This window comes from Arcobacter venerupis (genome assembly GCF_013201665.1).
Classification (GTDB): domain Bacteria; phylum Campylobacterota; class Campylobacteria; order Campylobacterales; family Arcobacteraceae; genus Aliarcobacter; species Aliarcobacter venerupis.
This window is the reverse complement of record NZ_CP053840.1, coordinates 1788975-1805584: the sequence shown is the minus strand read 5'-3', so window position 1 is coordinate 1805584 and position 16610 is coordinate 1788975. Positions and strand designations below refer to the sequence as shown.

Here is a 16610-nt window from a genome sequence, read left to right as displayed (position 1 = left end):
TTTATTTTTCTATGATAACATTTTTAAAAAAAAGGATACAGTTATGTTTACTCATAAAAATAATACTTATTTACAAATTGATACAGCAAAAATTTACTATGAAGAGTTAGGTGATAAAAGTAAAGATATTCTTCTATTTTTACATGGTGGATTAGGAACTATTGAAGATTTAGGTGAAATAGCAAAAGATTTTATAAACGATTATAGAATTATTGGCATTGACAGTAGAGGACATGGAGCTTCTACATTAGGAAAAAATAAATTATCGTATGAACTTATAGAAAATGATATATATGCTATTTTAGATTATTTAAATATAAAAAAAGTTTCGATTATAGGTTTTAGTGATGGCGGTATTGTTGGTTTAAGAATGGCTTCTTCAAATAAAATAAAAGTTGAAAAACTCGTTTCAATAGCTTCTTCTTGGAATCTTGATGAACAACAAAAAGATATATATAAATCATTAACAGTTGAAGAAATGAAAAATATTTTTTCTAAAGAGTATGATTTATATCAAAAACTAAACTCAGAAGCAAATTTTGAATTATTATCAAAAGAATTGATTAAAATGTGGATAGATGAGTCAAGTAGTGGCTATCCAAATGAAAATGTAAAAAATATTAGTGCAAAAACACTTTTAATAAGAGGAGATAATGATTTTTTAACTTCATTAAATAGTTTTGAAGTTCTTCAAAGTAAATTAAGTGAGTGCTCAATTTTAAATATCCCTTTTGCTGAACATGAAGTATATAAAGAAGAAAAAGAGATAGTTGTTTCATATATAAAAAGATTTTTCTAAATCTCTATGAAAAAATATTATAGTACTATACGTTCCAAAATTAACTAATAAAGTGAAAAGATGAAAGTAAAATATTTAGAAAAATTTTATGTTGCGGGAATCACAACAAGAACTAACAACAAAATAGAATTAGATGAAACAACAGAACAGATACCGCAACTTTGGCAAAGATATGTAGATGAAAATATTGAAAGTAAAACATTCAACAAGTCAAGAAATTTGGCTATGTTTGGAGTTTACAACAAATATGAAAAAGATGTAAATTCTGATTATGATTATACAATTGGCGTTGAAGTTACAAAATTTAAGAATGCAATTACTATAGAAAAAGATAGATATTTAGTATTTTCAAAAAAAGGTGAATTTCCAAAAGTTGTAATAGAAACTTGGCATGAAGTTTGGAACTATTTTGCTTCAAAAGAGTGTGAATATGAAAGAGTATACAATTTTGATTTTGAAAAATATTCAAAAGATGATGAAATAGAAATATATATTTCTATAAAGTAAAATAGATTGTTACAAAGTTTTATCTAAAATACGGATGAAACTTTGTATTTATAATTATAATAAAAAATCAAAATCAAAAAAGGAAAAAAACAATGAACACTTCACTCTAATTCAAGGATAAAATCTAAAAAATACAATTATCCTTGATACTCATTTACTAATAAATCAAGGAAATCCATGCAATATTTACAAATAAATAATCTTACATTTAAGTATTCACACACAAATATTTTCTCAAATCTAAATCTTACTTTTGAACCACTTTCTTGGAGTTGTATTGTTGGAAATAATGGTTCAGGTAAAACAACACTTTTAAAACTTATTGCTAAAAAAATGAAGCTTGAATTTGGAAGTATAGTTGGCAATGATTTGGTTTATTATTGCCAACAAAGTTTGACTGAAACTCCAGAAGGTTTTGAAGAGTTTATTTATACTTTTAATAGTAAAACTTTCAGATTAAAAGAGTTACTTCATATCCAAGATGAGTGGTTTTATAGATGGCAGAGTTTAAGTTATGGAGAGAAAAAAAGAATTCAAATTGCTATAGCTTTATACCAAGAAGTGGATGTTTTATTATTGGATGAGCCAACAAATTATTTGGATTATACTTCAAAAAATATTGTACTAGAAGCTTTGAAAAGTTTTAGAGGTATTGGTATTTTAGTAAGCCACGACAGGGAAATATTAAATACTTTATGCACAAATACAGTGATAATGAGAAATCAAAATATTCACATATATAAAAGCAATTATGACAATGCTATAAAAGAGTTTAATCAACATAGAGATTTTTTGATAAAAGAGAATGAAAATATTAACAAAGAATTAAAAAAACTTCAAAAAAATATTCAAAATCAAAAAGAAAAAGTATCAATATCAAAAAGTAGATTGTCCAAAAAAAATATAGATAAAAATGACAAAGATTCAAAAGAAAAAATAAATCTTGCCAAACTTACAGGAAAAGATAAAAATGATTCAAAACTTGTCACAACTTTTTCTAAAAAATACGAGGAACAAAAACTAAAAAGAAATGAACTAGATAAAGAGTTTAAAAAAGGAATAAAAATAGAAAATAATATTTCAAAAAAGGATTTATTCTCTTTTTATTTAGAAGAGGGAAGTTTGAAATTATCACAAGAAAAAACTTTGTATTATCCAAATTTATCTATAAATTCAAATGATAAAATAGCAATTGTTGGGGATAATGGCGTTGGAAAAAGTAGTTTTGTAAAATATCTTATTTTAAAAATTGGTTTAAATAATAACTACTTATATCTTCCCCAAGAGATTGAAGAAATTCAAATCAAAAAATTATATGAAGAAATAGATTCTTTAGATAACGAAAAAAAAGGTTTGCTTTTTACTCTTATAAGAAGAATGTCTTCAAATCCAAAGAATCTTTTAGAACATATCTTTGCAAGTCCTGGGGAACTAAGAAAACTTTTTATTGCAAAAGCATTATTGGAAAATATTAGTTTGATTATACTTGATGAACCTACAAATCACATGGATATAGATTCTATTGAAGCTATTGAAAAAGCTTTGCTTGAGTATGACAAAGCTTTGATTGTTGTAAGTCATGATAAAACTTTTATTGAAAATCTTAAGTTAAAAGTTTGGACACTAAGTAATAAAAATAATCAAATAATCTTAAACTAATAATCTTTAAGATATATTTAATAATAAATTTTAATGTAAGGGAGAATGGTTATGAAAGGTTTTGCAATGTTGAAAATTGGGCAAGTAGCTTGGATTGAAAAAGAAAAACCAACTTGCGGGGTAATGGATGCAATAGTTAAACCTATAGCTGTTTCCCCTTGTTCATCTGATATTCATACTGTTTGGGCTGGTGCTTTAGGCGATAGGCATGATATGATTTTAGGACATGAGGCTGTTGGGGAAGTTGTAGAAATTGGCTCACTTGTAAAAGATTTCAAAGTAGGTGATAAGGTTATTGTTCCTGCAATTACTCCTGATTGGAATAGTTTAGAAGCTCAACGAGGATATTCTATGCATTCAGGCGGAATGTTGGCTGGTTGGAAATTTTCAAACTTTAAAGATGGAGTATTTGCTGAATATTTCCATGTAAATGATGCTGATGGAAATCTAGCTCTTATTCCTGAGGGAGTTGATCCTATTGAAGCTGTTATGTTGTGTGATATGGTACCTACTGGTTTTCATGGTGCGGAGCTTGCTGATGTTCAATTTGGTGATACGGTTTGTGTAATAGGTATTGGGCCAGTTGGACTAATGGCAGTAGCAGGTGCAGTTAGTAGAGGTGCATCAAGATTATTTGCTATTGGTTCACGTCCAAAATGTATAGAAGTAGCCAAAGAGTTTGGAGCGACTGATATTATCAATTATCATGAAGGCGATATTGTTGAACAAATCATGGAAAAAACACAAGGAAAAGGTGTTGATAAAGTGATAATTGCTGGTGGAAATTCTGATACTTTTATCCAAGCTGTTAAAATTGTAAAACCAGGTGGAAGAATAGGAAATGTAAACTATTTAGGAGAGGGTGAATTTATTAAAATTCCAAGAGTTGAATGGGGAAATGGAATGGCTCATAAAACAATTGTTGGTGGGTTAATGCCAGGGGGAAGACTTAGAATGGAAAAATTAGCTTCTTTGATACAAACAAATAGAATAAATCCAGAAAAACTTATTACTCATAGATTTAATGGAAAAGAACATATAGAAGAGGCTTTACTTTTAATGAAAGATAAACCAAAAGATTTGATAAAACCAGTTGTGATTTTTTGATTATAGGGATTATCATGGGATTTTCAAAAGAGCAAAAAGAAGAACTTTTAAAAGTAAAATATGTAGGTGAAACGGTTGTTAAACGATTTGAACAGATTGGTATTAACTCTTTAGAAGATTTGGCAAAAAGTAGTGTGGAAGAGATAACAGATATTGTTTCAGATATTTTGGGAAGTTCTTGTTGGAAAAATAGTCCACAAGCTAAAAAAGCAGTTCAAAATGCAATAGATTTTGCAAAAAATCACCCTAAATTATAAGAAAGTATACTTATTGTATAATGCCAAAATCTAAAGTTTAAAAGGAAAATAATGAGTCAATTACCAAACTGCCCAAAATGTGGAAGCGAATATACTTACGAAGATGGAAATTTATACATCTGTCCTGAGTGTGCCCATGAATGGTCACAGGATGTATCATCTTCTGAAAGTAGCGATACATTAGTAGTAAAAGATGCAAATGGTACTATTTTACAAGATGGAGATGATGTAACTGTTATAAAAGATTTAAAAGTAAAAGGAAGTTCATCTGGAATTAAAGTTGGTACTAAAATCAAAGGTATTAGACTTGTTGAAGGAAATGATGGTCACAATATCGACTGTAAAGTTACAGGTGTTGGAGCTATTAAATTAAAACAAGAGTTTGTTAAAAAATCTTAATTTAATTAAATAAGAAGTTTTGAATTTCAAAACTTCTTAAAATTTTTAAGCCTTATAATCTTCTATTTTAAAAGTGTTAAATATTATATCAGTTGCTAACATTCTAGCTCCGTGATTTAGAGCATCTATTATATCTTTGTCTTGCCAATCTAACTTTCTTAATTCATCCATATCATTTTCATTTACTTTGTGGGGATTTTTCATAGAGTTGATTACAAATTTTAAAAGGGCATTCTCTTTTTGAGTTAGTTTTGAACTATCTAAATCTTTTTTCATAGATTGTACTTCTTCAATACTCCATTTTGCATGGTTTACCAACATTGCTGTATTAAAATCGATACAAAAATTACACTCTTCTTTACTTGATACACAAATTCTAATACTAGCAAGTAGTGCCATTGATAAAGTAGGGTGCGTTGAGTAATATTTTATAAAATCTAATTGCTGTTTTAAAAGCTCAGGACTTGAACTAAATAGTTTGGCATTGTTTCCAACTTCACCTCTTAGTTTGATGATTTCATTATAAATTTCAAGTAATTCACCACTTGCTTCATTTGTTTCGTATGTTTTTATAATTGGCATTTTATTTCCTTTTTTATTGTTGACAAATTGGTCAAGTCTAATTTTAATAAAACTTGACCGATTTGTCAAGTTTAAAATGTTATAATTCAAAATGGAAAATAATACAAGAAAAAATTTAATAGATTCAGCCTTTAGTGAAATTTACGCAAATGGCTATCAAGGCGCATCCTTAACAACAATATTAAAAAATGCAAAAGTACACAAAGGCTCAATGTACCATTTTTTTGAAAACAAAAAAGATATGGCATTAGTTTGTATAAAAGAGAAAATTTACGAACGATTTGTGCAAAGATACTCTTTAATATTAGCCTTAGAATCAGGCTATTTAGAAGCTTTTATAAATGGCTTAAAAGATACAAGCCAAAGGGATTTTAACAAAGGTTGTCCTATTGCAAATATTGTGCAAGAGATGTCAAATATTGATGAAGATTTCAAAGTTTTAATGGAAGAGATTTATCAATCATTTAGAAAAAATATAAAAGATATTTTAGATATTTCAATACAAAAAAATGAGATGCAACAGTGTGATACAAGAAAACTTGCACTTTATATTGCTTCAACTATTGAAGGTGCAATTTTGTCTGCAAAAGCTACTCAAAATATCCAAGATTACGTAGATGTGATAGATATTTTATCTTCTTATATAATGTCATTTAAAAAGAGTTAATATGAATTTAGAAAAACTAAAAGATATGGAAGTGGAGTTTTTAACTTTTTATCCAACAGGTTTTGAAGATGCAAAATTTTTCCCAACTATGAAAAAATTTAACCCCTCAAAACTTGAAGAATTCACAAAAAAAAATTTAAAAAAAGAGAATTTTTCTAATCCAAACTTAGTTGTGGATGCTTTTTTCAAAATCATTCAAAAATCTGTTTTGGTTTCATTGTTTGATAAATTAAAGTTTCGTGATATGTTAGCAGGTTTGACTTCTTATGAAAAAGATATGTTGAGCATCGAATTATATGAACTTCTACATGGAAATCAAAAAGATGGTTTTGAGGGCTTAGTTGAATATTTAAGTCAATATAATCTTGCAAAATGGACGATAATATCTGTAGTTTTATATTATAACGATAGACAAAAAGAGTATTTTATAAAACCCACAACCACAAAAAATGTAATCAAATATTTTGAAATAAAAGATTTAATTTATAAACCAACTCCTAGTTTTGAGTTTTATGATTCTTACAAAAAAATCTTAAATGAGATGAAAAAAAATGTAGATAAAACTTTGAGTTTTGATAATGCAGCATTTACTGGATTTCTAAGAATTGGTATGGAAGATTGATTTTATGAAAGAGTTGTATTATGAACAGTTTAGAAATGTATGTAAACAATATTATGATTTTGATGATGAAAATTTTGAAAAGTTAAAAAATATAACTTTTTTAAAAGAGGTAAAAAAAGGTGAGATTTTACTTGATAATTATTCAAAAGCAAAATATATCTATTTTATTTGTAAAGGGATTTTACGAACTTATTATTTAGGTGAGAATGGTGAGATTTATACTAAAAATCTTTTTAGTGAGAATTATTTTTCAGCTTCAAAGGTTTCCCTTCTTACAAAAGAAGATTCATATCTAAATATCGAAGCTTTGGAGGATTGTACGCTTATTTATATAGATTTTGAAAAGTATAAAGAGTTGATAGATAAATATAATGAATTTAAAACTTTTTATATAAATTATCTAGAAAAAAACTGGGTAATAATAAAAGAAAAAAATGAAATTTCCCTAATCCTTGATGATGCAACAATAAGATATGAGAATTTTATAAAAAATAATCCAAATATCGAAAATAGAATAGCCAAGCATCATATTGCAAATCATTTAGGCATAACTCCAACTCAATTAAGCCGAATTAGAAAAAAGTTAAATAAATAAAGTTATTCTATTATCGCATCCATATCTTTAGCATATTGTTCTCCCCATTTAGCCATTATTGTAAATATTTCAAGAAGTCTTTCCCCATGAATTGTTAGTGAATATTCAACTTTTGGTGGAACTTCTGGAAAAACAACTCTTTGTACCAAAGATACTTCTTCTAAAGCTTTTAGTTTTCTGCTTAAAGTTCTTTGTGAAGTGTCGGGAATTTTTTCTGATAATTCACTAATTCGTAATGGTTTTGTAGATAAATTCCAAAGTATTAAAAATTTCCATTTATCATCAACTAAATCCATAGGTATTTTACTTGGACATTCGTATTGTTTTCCATTTAGTTTTATCATTATTTATCCTTTGAAGTATTTTATCTAATAATGACTAAAATATCAATTATGACATTTTTATCACTACTTGACAAAAATGTCATAAATGGATAAGATTTTGAAAATATATAAAAGGATAAAAAATGAAGAAAGTATTAATCAACCTAGTTCATCCAAATATAGATGAGTCAAGAGTAAATAAATTTTTAAGTCAAACAGCTGAAAAAGAAGAGAATATAACAATAAACAATTTATATGCAAAATATCCAGATTTTAAAATAGATGTACAAAAAGAACAAGAATTACTTTTACAAAATGATGTAATTATTTTCCAATTTCCAATGTATTGGTTAAGTTCTCCAGCACTTTTAAAAGAGTGGTTAGATGTAGTTTTTACTTATAATTTTGCTTATGGAGAAAACTACAAACTTGAAGGTAAAAAGTTTGTTATTGCTGTAAGTACAGGAAGTGGAACAGCACAATATAGCTCAACAGGAAGTAATAAACACTCAGTTGAAGAGTTTTTAACTCCTTTTGTTGGAACTGCAAATTATATAAAAATGGATTATCAAAATCCTTTTGTAACTTATGAAACATTTGTTATTAGTGATGAAAAACTTGAAGAATCTGCAAAGAATTATGTTGAGTATATAAAAAACATTTCAAAATAAAATTTGAAATGTTTAAATTATATTTTTTACAAGTTGCATCCAAAAATATTGTAATGGAAATAAAAAAATTATAGTAATAATTGCAAGTATCAATAAAAATTTAATAGCTGTAATTTGTTTGATATTTGCCAATGCTAAACCAATTAATATTGGTGTAGATTGGAATGGTATAAATACAGTAGAAAATGCTGTTACTTCCATCATTATTACCTCATTTAAACTAAAATTACTTATTAAACTTATATGTTCAGCCATTGGTGTAAAAATTGCGGGAATTGATGGTTGAGTAATAAAAATACCAGTAAATGACATAAATAAACTAATAATTATTTGATTTAATATTTCATAACTTGTAGGTTCAAAAAGATCAATAGTTTTAGTTAGAATATCTTTTATATAATCATTTGTTGCAACAATATTTCCAAGACTAATAATTGAGGCAATTAAGAGTAAAGAAGAAAAATCTATACTGTTTATATCTTTATTTTTTATGATATTTATAACTGGATTTGCTAAAAATAAAACACCAACAATAGCTATAACACTAGAAGAAATACCATGAATAAAATCTGTAGTCCAAAAAAGTAACATCATTAATGTAGTGAATATAACTATTTTTTCATCCTTTGATAAAAGATTCTTTTCACTTTTTAATACTGAGGGTTTTATAGTATCATTGTACATAAAATAAATCATGGCAATAATAATTATATTTTTTATAAAACCTAAAACAAAAAAGTTAACAACTAAATAGTGTGAATATAAAAGCTCAAAACCATAAATTTCAAAAGTTAATCCACTTAATATCATGTTTGGAACATTTGCAGGTAAAATTGTAAATGCTGGAATTACCGTTGAAAAAATAAATGCTAACATTATTCCAATATAACCATTATCATTTTGTTTAAAACCAAAATTTTTGGCAATGATAGCTGCAATTGGAAGTAAAAGTATTATTCTTCCTAAACTTGAGGGCATAATAAAACTAAATAACAAAGAAAAAATATTTATAGAAATCAAAATATTTAAATAACTAGGATTTTTTATATTTGTAAATAAACTGGAAAATCTTTCACTTAAATTCACATTTTTTATCGCACTTGCTATTAACATTCCTGCAAATACAAGCCAAAAAGCAGAAGATGAAAATCCTGAAAAAATTATATCTTTGCTACTCAATGAAAATATCAAACATGTAAATAAAAAAATTAGTGATGTTTGATAAGCAGGTATTATTGAAGTTGCCCAAAAAATAATAACTGTTATAAGTAAGGTTATTAAAATTACATTTTTTTCATCTATTATAAAATTTGCTAAAGTAATATAAATGATTAAAGGAATAAGAAAGAATAGAATATTTTTAATCAAGAGAAGCCTTTTTGTATTTAAGAAGTAGAGATTTTTAATCCAATAATACCAAGAATACTTATAATTCTAAGTAAATTAATAGACCCATTAAAATAATTATTTTAGCGATTACACTATAACTGTTTCAATTCTAATCTAAACAGTATAGGTAATTCTATATTGTATAAATTTTATACAAAAGTTCTTAAAAAAATGATAAACAAAAGTTTAATCAACATATGTAAATGACTTTAGAATTTAATTTTTGTATTATTCTTTAATTTTTTTAAAGGATTAATTTTGAGTGAAACAATAAAAGCCCATTTATATATTTTATTAGCAACCGCATTGATTGCAAGTTCCTTTCTTGTTTCAGGGAAACTTTCAGGAATTATTGATCCTATCTCCATTACTATGTACAGATTTTTTATAGCGGCTCTTGTTTTAATGCCAATATTTATAAAACAAGAATACAGAAAAAGAATCTCTTCAACTTTTGGAAGAGGAATGATAATAAGTCTTTTTTACTCTTTGTATTTTATAGGAATGTTTAAGGCTTTAGAAAGTACAACTGTTTTAAATACAAGTACTTTATATACTTTAGTGCCATTAATGACGGCCATTTTATGTATTTTTTTCTTTAAAGAGAAGATTAGTTTAACTCAGCTTTTTATTTATTTTATTGCAATGTTGGGTACTACGATTGTTATTTTTAAAGCAAATATTGAATTATTTTTAAATTTTTCATTAAATCAAGGAGATATTATCTTTTTATTAGGCTCGATTTCCATGGCTTTATATTCTATATTCTTGAAATTTTTATATAAAAAAGATGACATTTTATTAGTATTGGTTTTTTGTACACTTGTTGGTGGATGTATTTGGATGTTTTTAACTATGCAAGTTTTAGATATTCCTTTAGAATGGGAAAAAATTGACGGAAATTTATTTTATTTGATGTTATATATCTCTATTGTTACAACTGTTTTTACTTTGTTTTTATATCAAAAAGGTTCGATAGTTTTGGGTTCTAAAAAACTTATGGCTTATGTTTATCTAAGTCCTGCAATGGTTGCTATATTGTCTTTTATTTTTGATAAACAAAGTATATCTTTTGGTATTTTTGTAGGAATTATAATTTCAACATTTGCTACAATAGTTTTGTTAAAACAAAAATAAGAGTATTAACTTTAGTCTTTAAATTATATAAATATCCGTTCCTTTAATAGAGCGATATTTATATAATAGTTAATTTAAGCATTTTGATATTTAGTAAATAAAAGTAATCCACCCATTATAAGGGCAATACCTAGAATTGAATAAAGATTTAAAGAAGCATTTCCCAAAAATATCATTCCACCAATAAGTGAAAAACCAACTTCACTTGCTTGTGTTGAATCAACTGCTGCTATTTCATTTGAATCTTTTGCTAAGTTTCTTGCATATAAGAATATTGGAGTTGCTAGAATTCCTGAAAAAAATGCTATTAATGCAGTTGTGATTATTTGGGAATCACTAGGTGCGGGTGGATTGATAATGATTAATAAAATAATCCAAAATGGCACAGAACCAATTGACATTAAAAACACTTTATTAAAGGCATTTGATAATAGTTTTGAAGTTATTTTTGGTACATTTTTATGATCTCCATTTTTTGCTTCCCAAACCAATTGATTTCCCATTGGATAAAAAAATGAGGCAATTAAAACAGGAAGTCCACCAAGTAATAAAGCTTTTAAATCAAAGTTTTCCATATGTGAAAGGTTTACTAAACAAACACCAACAAAGATTATAAATGAAAAAATCCAAATTTTTTTAGGAAATTTTTTTCCAAACATCATAAAAACAAAAAGCCCTGAAAACATTGTAAATTGCCAAGTTGCAGCAATTACCCATCCTGGTGAATAATCAGCACTAAAACAAAGTAAAGCATAGAAAAATCCATATCCTATTGTTCCACTTATAGTCCAAAACCAGTAGTTTTCCATAAATAGTTTGCATACATCTTTTAGTCGTTTTATTCCACCTTGTAAGATTAAAATAATTATTAGAAAAATAATTACGAAAAAGTATCTAAGGAATGCAGACCATAACCAATGTCCACCTGAAACACTCATAACATCGTTAAAAACAAAAGTTGTACTAAAAAAAGCACCAGAAAGAATTCCTAATAAAATCAATTTAATCATAAAAGTCCAATAATAAGTAATTTATATATAATTTTTTTGCGTACGTTAACATAAATAAACTTATAAATGTGTTGTTTTTAATAAAGATTTTAGTGTTAATATTTGATACAATAAAACTATATAAAAATTAGGAAAAAAATATGAATACTTTTTTATCAAATGAAAATATAAAAAGACCAAATATGATTTATGGTACAGCTTGGAAAAAAGAAAATACTACAGATTTAGTTTTTCAAGCTTTAAAAGAAGGTTTTAAAGGTATCGACACGGCTTGTCAACCAAAACATTATAGGGAAGATTTAGTTGGACTTGGACTTCTTAAAGCTTATGAGATTGGAATAAAAAGAGAAGATATTTTTCTTCAAACAAAATTCACACCAATTGATGGGCAAGACAAAAGTAATATGCCTTATTTAGAAAGCGATGAAATAGAAGTTCAAGTGGAAAAATCTTTTGAAACTTCAAAAAAGAATCTAAAAGCAAATTTTATAGATGCGTATATCTTACATTCACCTGTATATCCTGGAAGTAAACTTCAAAGAGTTTGGCAAAAAATGGAAGAGTTTTATGATAAAAAAGAAGTAGGGGTTTTGGGAATTAGTAATTGTTATGATTTAGATGTGTTAGTTTATTTGTACAACAATGCAAAAGTAAAACCAAGTATCGTTCAAAATAGATTTTATGCCCAAAGTGGTTATGACAAAGAAATAAGAGCTTTTTGTAATGAAAATAGTATTACTTATGAGAGTTTTTGGTCATTAACTGCAAATCCACATATTTTGAATAGTGAGATTTTAAAAGAATTAGCGATAAAGTATGATAGGGAAGTTACTCAAATATTTTATAGATTTTTAAATCATATAAATATAATTCCATTAAATGGAACAACATCAACAAAACATATGATTGATGATTTAAAAATAATGGAATTTGAACTTTTAGATGATGAAATAAAACAAATTACTATTTTAATAAACTAATTTGTAATTTAATTGTACATATTTTTAAGTATAATAATTTTTATAAGTATAGTTTGATTTTAAACTGAAGGTTTAAATTATGAGAGTTGCCGGAATTTTGCTTAAATCCAAAATCATATTAATAATATTTTTTATTACATTTTCATATTCAAAAGAGAAAGTAACTCTGCAACTAAAATGGTTTCATCAATTTCAATTTGCGGGATATTATGTTGCAAAAGAAAAAGGTTACTATGATGATGTTGATTTAGATGTTGAAATAAAACAAAGAGATTTGAAATATAACAACATTCAACAAGTAATAAACAATGAAGCTCAATATGGAGTAGCTGATTCAGCTTTATTATTAAATAAGATAAAAGATGAACCTGTTGTTATTGTTGCTGCAATTTTTCAACATTCACCAAATGTATTGATAACTTTAAAAAGTAGTGATATTAACTCTCCATATGATTTAGATAATAAAGATATTTTAACATACGCTAATAATACAGATAGTTTTGCAATATATGCAATGTTTAAAAAATTAGGAATTAAACCAAATTTTATTGAAAAAAAAGATCCTTATGATTATATGAAATTAATTAATCATGAAGTAAGTGTTACTCCTGCATATTTGAGTAATGAGCCATTTTATTTAAAAGAAAAAAATATACCTATTAATATTATTAATCCAAGAAATTATGGCTTTGACTTATATGGTGATATGCTTTTTACAAATGAAAATGAGGCTATAAATCATCCTAGACGAGTTGAAAAATTTAAAGAAGCCACATTAAAAGGCTGGGAATATGCATTAAAGCATAAAGAAGAAGTTGTTCAATTAATTTATAATAAATATAATAACAACAAATCAATTGAACATTTAAGATTTGAAGCAAATAGTATTGAAGATATGATAGACGAAAAGAGCATACCTTTAGGAACTATAGATAAAGGACGATTGAAATATATTTCTGATTTATATAAAGATTATGGATTATTTAATAATGGTTTTGACATAAAAGATTTTATTTTTGAAGAGTTTAAAAATAATTTGAATTTGACAAAAGAAGAACTTGTTTATATAAAAAATAAAAAAGAAATTACCTATTGTATTGACCCAAATTGGATGCCATTTGAGGAAATTCTTGATTCTAAACATACTGGTATTACTTTAGATTATTTTAAAATTTTTGAGAAAAAAATTGGAATTCCTTTAAAACTTGTTCCAACTTCAAGTTGGCCAGAATCCTTATTTTATGTTGAAAATAGAAAATGTGATATTATCTCTCTTTTAGCTGAAACTCCTAAGAGAAAAGAATTTTTAGATTTTACAAATAGCTATATTCAATCTCCTTTAGTAATTGTTACAAGAAATGATGAGTTATTTATCTCAGAAATACCAGATATTTCCAATCTTAAAAATAAACAAATAGGTATTGTAAAAGATTATGCTTATATTGATATTTTGAAAAAAAAATATCCAAATATTAATATTTATGAAGTGAAAAATGTTGAAGATGGTTTAAATAAAGTTAAAAATAAAGAGTTATATGGATTTATTGATACTTTAACAACAGTCTCATATGTAATACAAAATAAATTTATTTCTCAATTAAAAATCAGTGGTAAAATTGACGAAAATTGGAATTTGGGAATAGGAACAAGAAATGATGAACCTTTATTACATAATATTTTTAACAAAGCTATAAATACATTAACATTTGAAGATAAGCAGTTGATTTTTAACAAATGGATTCCTATTAATATTGGGAATTTTACAGATTATAAAGTCATAGCACTTTGGGTTTTGGGAACAATATTTATATTTGGAATAATTCTTTATGTGTTTATTAGTGCAAATATGAAATTAAATAAAGAGATAAAAAAAAGAGAAGAAATAGAAAAAAGATTACTAAGTTTTAATAAATTAATTGATGATCATATAATTTCATCTTCAACTGATTTAAAAGGTTATATAACTGATGTCTCAAATGCCTTTTGTAAAATTAGTAAATATTCAAGGGAAGAGTTAATTGGAAAAAATCAAAATATTGTAAGACATCCTGATATGAAAAGTGAAGTATATAAAGATTTATGGAAAACAATAGGTGAAAATAAAATATGGGATGGAGAGTTAAAAGATAAAGCTAAAGATGGAAGTGCATATTGGATATATACTACAATTAGCCCAAAATATGATGAGTTTAACAATAAAATAGGATATATTTCTATTAAACAAGATATTACAGATAAAAAAATTATTGAAGAAATATCTATTAAAGATGGTTTAACAAATATTTATAATCAACGATATTTTAGTGATTTTTCGTTGAAATTTTTAAATAGCTCAAAAAGAAATAAACAACATATATCTTTTGTAATATTAGATATAGATTATTTTAAACAATATAATGACACTTATGGGCATCAAGAAGGTGATAATGCATTACGAAAAGTAGCTAATACACTAAAAGAGTTTAGTTTAAGATCAGATGATTATTGTTTTAGATTGGGTGGTGAAGAGTTTGGAATACTTTTTAAATCAGAAAATAAAGATAGAGCTTTACATTTTGTTTTTATGATTCTAAAAAGTATTGAAAAGTTAGAAATAGAACATAAAAATAGTAAAGTAAGCCAATATATTACAGTTTCTATGGGATTATATAGTGATTATGCAAATAATATTATTGATGTAGATGATATGTATAGAAAAGCAGATAAATTACTTTATAGTGCAAAAGAATCAGGAAGAAATAGGGTTGTTAGTAATTAAACTTAGATTTAAATACTCAATAAAACAAGAGAAACAAAAAGTAGTATACATTAGTAAGCTAGAGAGACTGTGAATGAAGAAAAGGATAATCTCATAGTTTATTAACAATGAGAAACTTTTTGATTAGAGAATAAACAAAAAAGTAAAACTGTGACACCATATGTGACACGTTTTTTCTATAATTTTTTCCAACGTCCACGTTGGGAATGCATATAAAAACTAAATAAAGCAAGAGAAATAAAAATAAGATATAAAGGTTCAATTGATATTGAAAGATTATTTTAGTTTGGATTTGAATATGCATTCCCAAGCTGGAGCTTGGGAACGAAGAAAGATATTTAGAAGCAGGAATGAGTGTAACAGCAGAAATAAAAGTTGGAAAAAGAAGAGTAATAGAGTTTTTTATCTATCCAATTATTCAGTATTTGGATGAGGGGTTGAGTGTGAGATGATGAGAAAAGATAAAATAAAAATTAAATTAAAAAAGGAAATTGAATGTTAACGTGGGGCTTACTTTTCCTCGTTCCCAAGCTCCAGCTTGGGAATGCATATAAAAACTAAATAAAGCAAGAGAAATAAAAATGGGCAGAAGTAGATATAAAATATATGAACCAACATATCCGCATTTTATAACTTGTACTATTTTACATTGGATACCAATATTTACAAGAACTGAAACAACCAATATTATATTTGATAGTTTAAAATTTCTGCAAAAAGAAGATAATCTAAAAATATACGCTTATGTAATCCTTGAAAATCATCTTCATATGATTGTGTCAAGTGATGATGTTTCAAAAACAATTAAAAAATTCAAATCCTTTACTTCAAAAGAGATACTAAAATATCTTCAAATTAAAAATGTAAAAACTATACTAGAACAATTGGCTTTTTATAAAAAAGCACACAAAACACAAACTACTTATCAACTTTGGCAAGAAGGATTTCAACCAAAACTTATAAAAGATGAAAGAATGATGATAGAAACTATAAACTATATTCATCAAAATCCAGTAGAAAGAGGATATGTTGATGTTGCAAAACATTGGAGATATTCAAGTGCAAGGGATTATGAAGATATAAAAGGTTTGATAGAGATTGAGAGATTGTTTTAGTTTGGGTTTTAGTATGGATTCCCAATCTGGAGC

Annotated in this window: 18 protein-coding genes; 14 read left to right on the top strand and 4 right to left on the bottom strand. The window is 25.9% G+C overall.

Translation table 11 applies throughout. The annotated features are described in order from the left end of the window. Positions 1-43: 43 nt before the first annotated feature. The 6 genes from AVENP_RS09040 to AVENP_RS09015 all read left to right on the top strand — a co-directional run bounded on the left by AVENP_RS09040 (position 44) and on the right by AVENP_RS09015 (position 4728). Positions 44-799 carry an alpha/beta fold hydrolase gene (locus AVENP_RS09040; RefSeq protein WP_128358087.1) on the top strand — a complete coding sequence of 252 codons (756 nt, stop codon included), beginning with the start codon at positions 44-46 and terminating at the stop codon, positions 797-799. Positions 800-859: 60 nt separating this feature from the next. Next, entirely contained in the window at positions 860-1306 is a 447-nt protein-coding gene (locus tag AVENP_RS09035; RefSeq protein WP_128358088.1) for a GyrI-like domain-containing protein, read from the top strand. Between the two features lie 177 nt (positions 1307-1483). Beyond that, a complete protein-coding gene (locus tag AVENP_RS09030; RefSeq protein ID WP_128358089.1) occupies positions 1484-2965 on the top strand; it encodes an ATP-binding cassette domain-containing protein in 1482 nt (493 codons plus the stop codon). A 51-nt stretch (positions 2966-3016) separates the two neighbouring features. After that, positions 3017-4072, top strand: a complete 1056-nt coding sequence (locus AVENP_RS09025; RefSeq protein ID WP_128358090.1) for an NAD(P)-dependent alcohol dehydrogenase — start codon at positions 3017-3019, stop codon at positions 4070-4072. A gap of 14 nt (positions 4073-4086) precedes the next feature. After that, entirely contained in the window at positions 4087-4329 is a 243-nt protein-coding gene (locus tag AVENP_RS09020) for a helix-hairpin-helix domain-containing protein (RefSeq protein ID WP_128358091.1), read from the top strand. Positions 4330-4380: 51 nt separating this feature from the next. Continuing rightward, complete coding sequence (locus AVENP_RS09015; RefSeq protein WP_128358092.1) at positions 4381-4728, top strand: zinc ribbon domain-containing protein YjdM; 348 nt, start codon at positions 4381-4383, stop codon at positions 4726-4728. A 45-nt stretch (positions 4729-4773) separates the two neighbouring features. Here AVENP_RS09015 and AVENP_RS09010 read toward each other — a convergent pair whose 3' ends face one another. Beyond that, the gene (locus tag AVENP_RS09010) at positions 4774-5310 is read right to left on the bottom strand and encodes a carboxymuconolactone decarboxylase family protein (protein ID WP_128358093.1); all 537 of its coding nucleotides are present in this window, start codon (positions 5308-5310) and stop codon (positions 4774-4776) included. A 91-nt stretch (positions 5311-5401) separates the two neighbouring features. Here AVENP_RS09010 and AVENP_RS09005 point away from each other — a divergent pair, with 91 nt between their 5' ends. Genes AVENP_RS09005 through AVENP_RS08995 form a run of 3 tightly spaced genes read left to right on the top strand, consistent with a single transcriptional unit; the run spans position 5402 to position 7194 of the window. Continuing rightward, the gene (locus AVENP_RS09005; RefSeq protein ID WP_128358094.1) at positions 5402-5977 is read left to right on the top strand and encodes a TetR/AcrR family transcriptional regulator; all 576 of its coding nucleotides are present in this window, start codon (positions 5402-5404) and stop codon (positions 5975-5977) included. Between the two features lies 1 nt (position 5978). Next, complete coding sequence (locus AVENP_RS09000) at positions 5979-6599, top strand: hypothetical protein (protein ID WP_128358095.1); 621 nt, start codon at positions 5979-5981, stop codon at positions 6597-6599. A gap of 4 nt (positions 6600-6603) precedes the next feature. Continuing rightward, a complete protein-coding gene (locus AVENP_RS08995; RefSeq protein ID WP_128358096.1) occupies positions 6604-7194 on the top strand; it encodes a Crp/Fnr family transcriptional regulator in 591 nt (196 codons plus the stop codon). 2 nt (positions 7195-7196) lie between these two features. Here the strand turns inward: AVENP_RS08995 and AVENP_RS08990 are convergent, their stop codons facing one another. Continuing rightward, positions 7197-7538, bottom strand: a complete 342-nt coding sequence (locus AVENP_RS08990; RefSeq protein WP_128358097.1) for a winged helix-turn-helix transcriptional regulator — start codon at positions 7536-7538, stop codon at positions 7197-7199. A 122-nt stretch (positions 7539-7660) separates the two neighbouring features. On the opposite strand from AVENP_RS08990, the gene AVENP_RS08985 reads away from it, so the two are divergent. After that, positions 7661-8188 carry an NAD(P)H-dependent oxidoreductase gene (locus tag AVENP_RS08985; RefSeq protein ID WP_128358098.1) on the top strand — a complete coding sequence of 176 codons (528 nt, stop codon included), beginning with the start codon at positions 7661-7663 and terminating at the stop codon, positions 8186-8188. Positions 8189-8200: 12 nt separating this feature from the next. On the opposite strand, the gene AVENP_RS08980 is transcribed toward AVENP_RS08985, so the two are convergent. Next, positions 8201-9556, bottom strand: coding sequence for an SLC13 family permease (locus tag AVENP_RS08980; protein ID WP_128358099.1), 1356 nt, complete (start codon positions 9554-9556; stop codon positions 8201-8203). Between the two features lie 279 nt (positions 9557-9835). Here AVENP_RS08980 and AVENP_RS08975 point away from each other — a divergent pair, with 279 nt between their 5' ends. Then, a complete protein-coding gene (locus AVENP_RS08975; protein ID WP_128358100.1) occupies positions 9836-10714 on the top strand; it encodes a DMT family transporter in 879 nt (292 codons plus the stop codon). A gap of 74 nt (positions 10715-10788) precedes the next feature. Here the strand turns inward: AVENP_RS08975 and AVENP_RS08970 are convergent, their stop codons facing one another. After that, the gene (locus AVENP_RS08970; protein WP_128358101.1) at positions 10789-11724 is read right to left on the bottom strand and encodes a DMT family transporter; all 936 of its coding nucleotides are present in this window, start codon (positions 11722-11724) and stop codon (positions 10789-10791) included. Between the two features lie 140 nt (positions 11725-11864). Here AVENP_RS08970 and AVENP_RS08965 point away from each other — a divergent pair, with 140 nt between their 5' ends. The 3 genes from AVENP_RS08965 to AVENP_RS08955 all read left to right on the top strand — a co-directional run bounded on the left by AVENP_RS08965 (position 11865) and on the right by AVENP_RS08955 (position 16577). Beyond that, positions 11865-12704 (top strand): aldo/keto reductase family protein, encoded by an 840-nt coding sequence (locus AVENP_RS08965; RefSeq protein ID WP_228201844.1) that lies wholly within the window; start codon positions 11865-11867, stop codon positions 12702-12704. Positions 12705-12783: 79 nt separating this feature from the next. Then, the gene (locus tag AVENP_RS08960; RefSeq protein ID WP_128358102.1) at positions 12784-15462 is read left to right on the top strand and encodes an ABC transporter substrate-binding protein; all 2679 of its coding nucleotides are present in this window, start codon (positions 12784-12786) and stop codon (positions 15460-15462) included. A gap of 581 nt (positions 15463-16043) precedes the next feature. Then, a complete protein-coding gene (locus AVENP_RS08955; protein WP_128358103.1) occupies positions 16044-16577 on the top strand; it encodes an REP-associated tyrosine transposase in 534 nt (177 codons plus the stop codon). Positions 16578-16610 lie beyond the last annotated feature (33 nt).

Coding starts and splice junctions, on each gene's coding strand:
- AVENP_RS09040 (WP_128358087.1), top strand. CDS start 44: ATGTTTACTCATAAAAATAATACTTATTTACAAATTGATACAGCAAAA.
- AVENP_RS09035 (WP_128358088.1), top strand. CDS start 860: ATGAAAGTAAAATATTTAGAAAAATTTTATGTTGCGGGAATCACAACA.
- AVENP_RS09030 (WP_128358089.1), top strand. CDS start 1,484: ATGCAATATTTACAAATAAATAATCTTACATTTAAGTATTCACACACA.
- AVENP_RS09025 (WP_128358090.1), top strand. CDS start 3,017: ATGAAAGGTTTTGCAATGTTGAAAATTGGGCAAGTAGCTTGGATTGAA.
- AVENP_RS09020 (WP_128358091.1), top strand. CDS start 4,087: ATGGGATTTTCAAAAGAGCAAAAAGAAGAACTTTTAAAAGTAAAATAT.
- AVENP_RS09015 (WP_128358092.1), top strand. CDS start 4,381: ATGAGTCAATTACCAAACTGCCCAAAATGTGGAAGCGAATATACTTAC.
- AVENP_RS09010 (WP_128358093.1), bottom strand. CDS start 5,310: ATGCCAATTATAAAAACATACGAAACAAATGAAGCAAGTGGTGAATTA.
- AVENP_RS09005 (WP_128358094.1), top strand. CDS start 5,402: ATGGAAAATAATACAAGAAAAAATTTAATAGATTCAGCCTTTAGTGAA.
- AVENP_RS09000 (WP_128358095.1), top strand. CDS start 5,979: ATGAATTTAGAAAAACTAAAAGATATGGAAGTGGAGTTTTTAACTTTT.
- AVENP_RS08995 (WP_128358096.1), top strand. CDS start 6,604: ATGAAAGAGTTGTATTATGAACAGTTTAGAAATGTATGTAAACAATAT.
- AVENP_RS08990 (WP_128358097.1), bottom strand. CDS start 7,538: ATGATAAAACTAAATGGAAAACAATACGAATGTCCAAGTAAAATACCT.
- AVENP_RS08985 (WP_128358098.1), top strand. CDS start 7,661: ATGAAGAAAGTATTAATCAACCTAGTTCATCCAAATATAGATGAGTCA.
- AVENP_RS08970 (WP_128358101.1), bottom strand. CDS start 11,724: ATGATTAAATTGATTTTATTAGGAATTCTTTCTGGTGCTTTTTTTAGT.
- AVENP_RS08965 (WP_228201844.1), top strand. CDS start 11,865: ATGAATACTTTTTTATCAAATGAAAATATAAAAAGACCAAATATGATT.
- AVENP_RS08960 (WP_128358102.1), top strand. CDS start 12,784: ATGAGAGTTGCCGGAATTTTGCTTAAATCCAAAATCATATTAATAATA.
- AVENP_RS08955 (WP_128358103.1), top strand. CDS start 16,044: ATGGGCAGAAGTAGATATAAAATATATGAACCAACATATCCGCATTTT.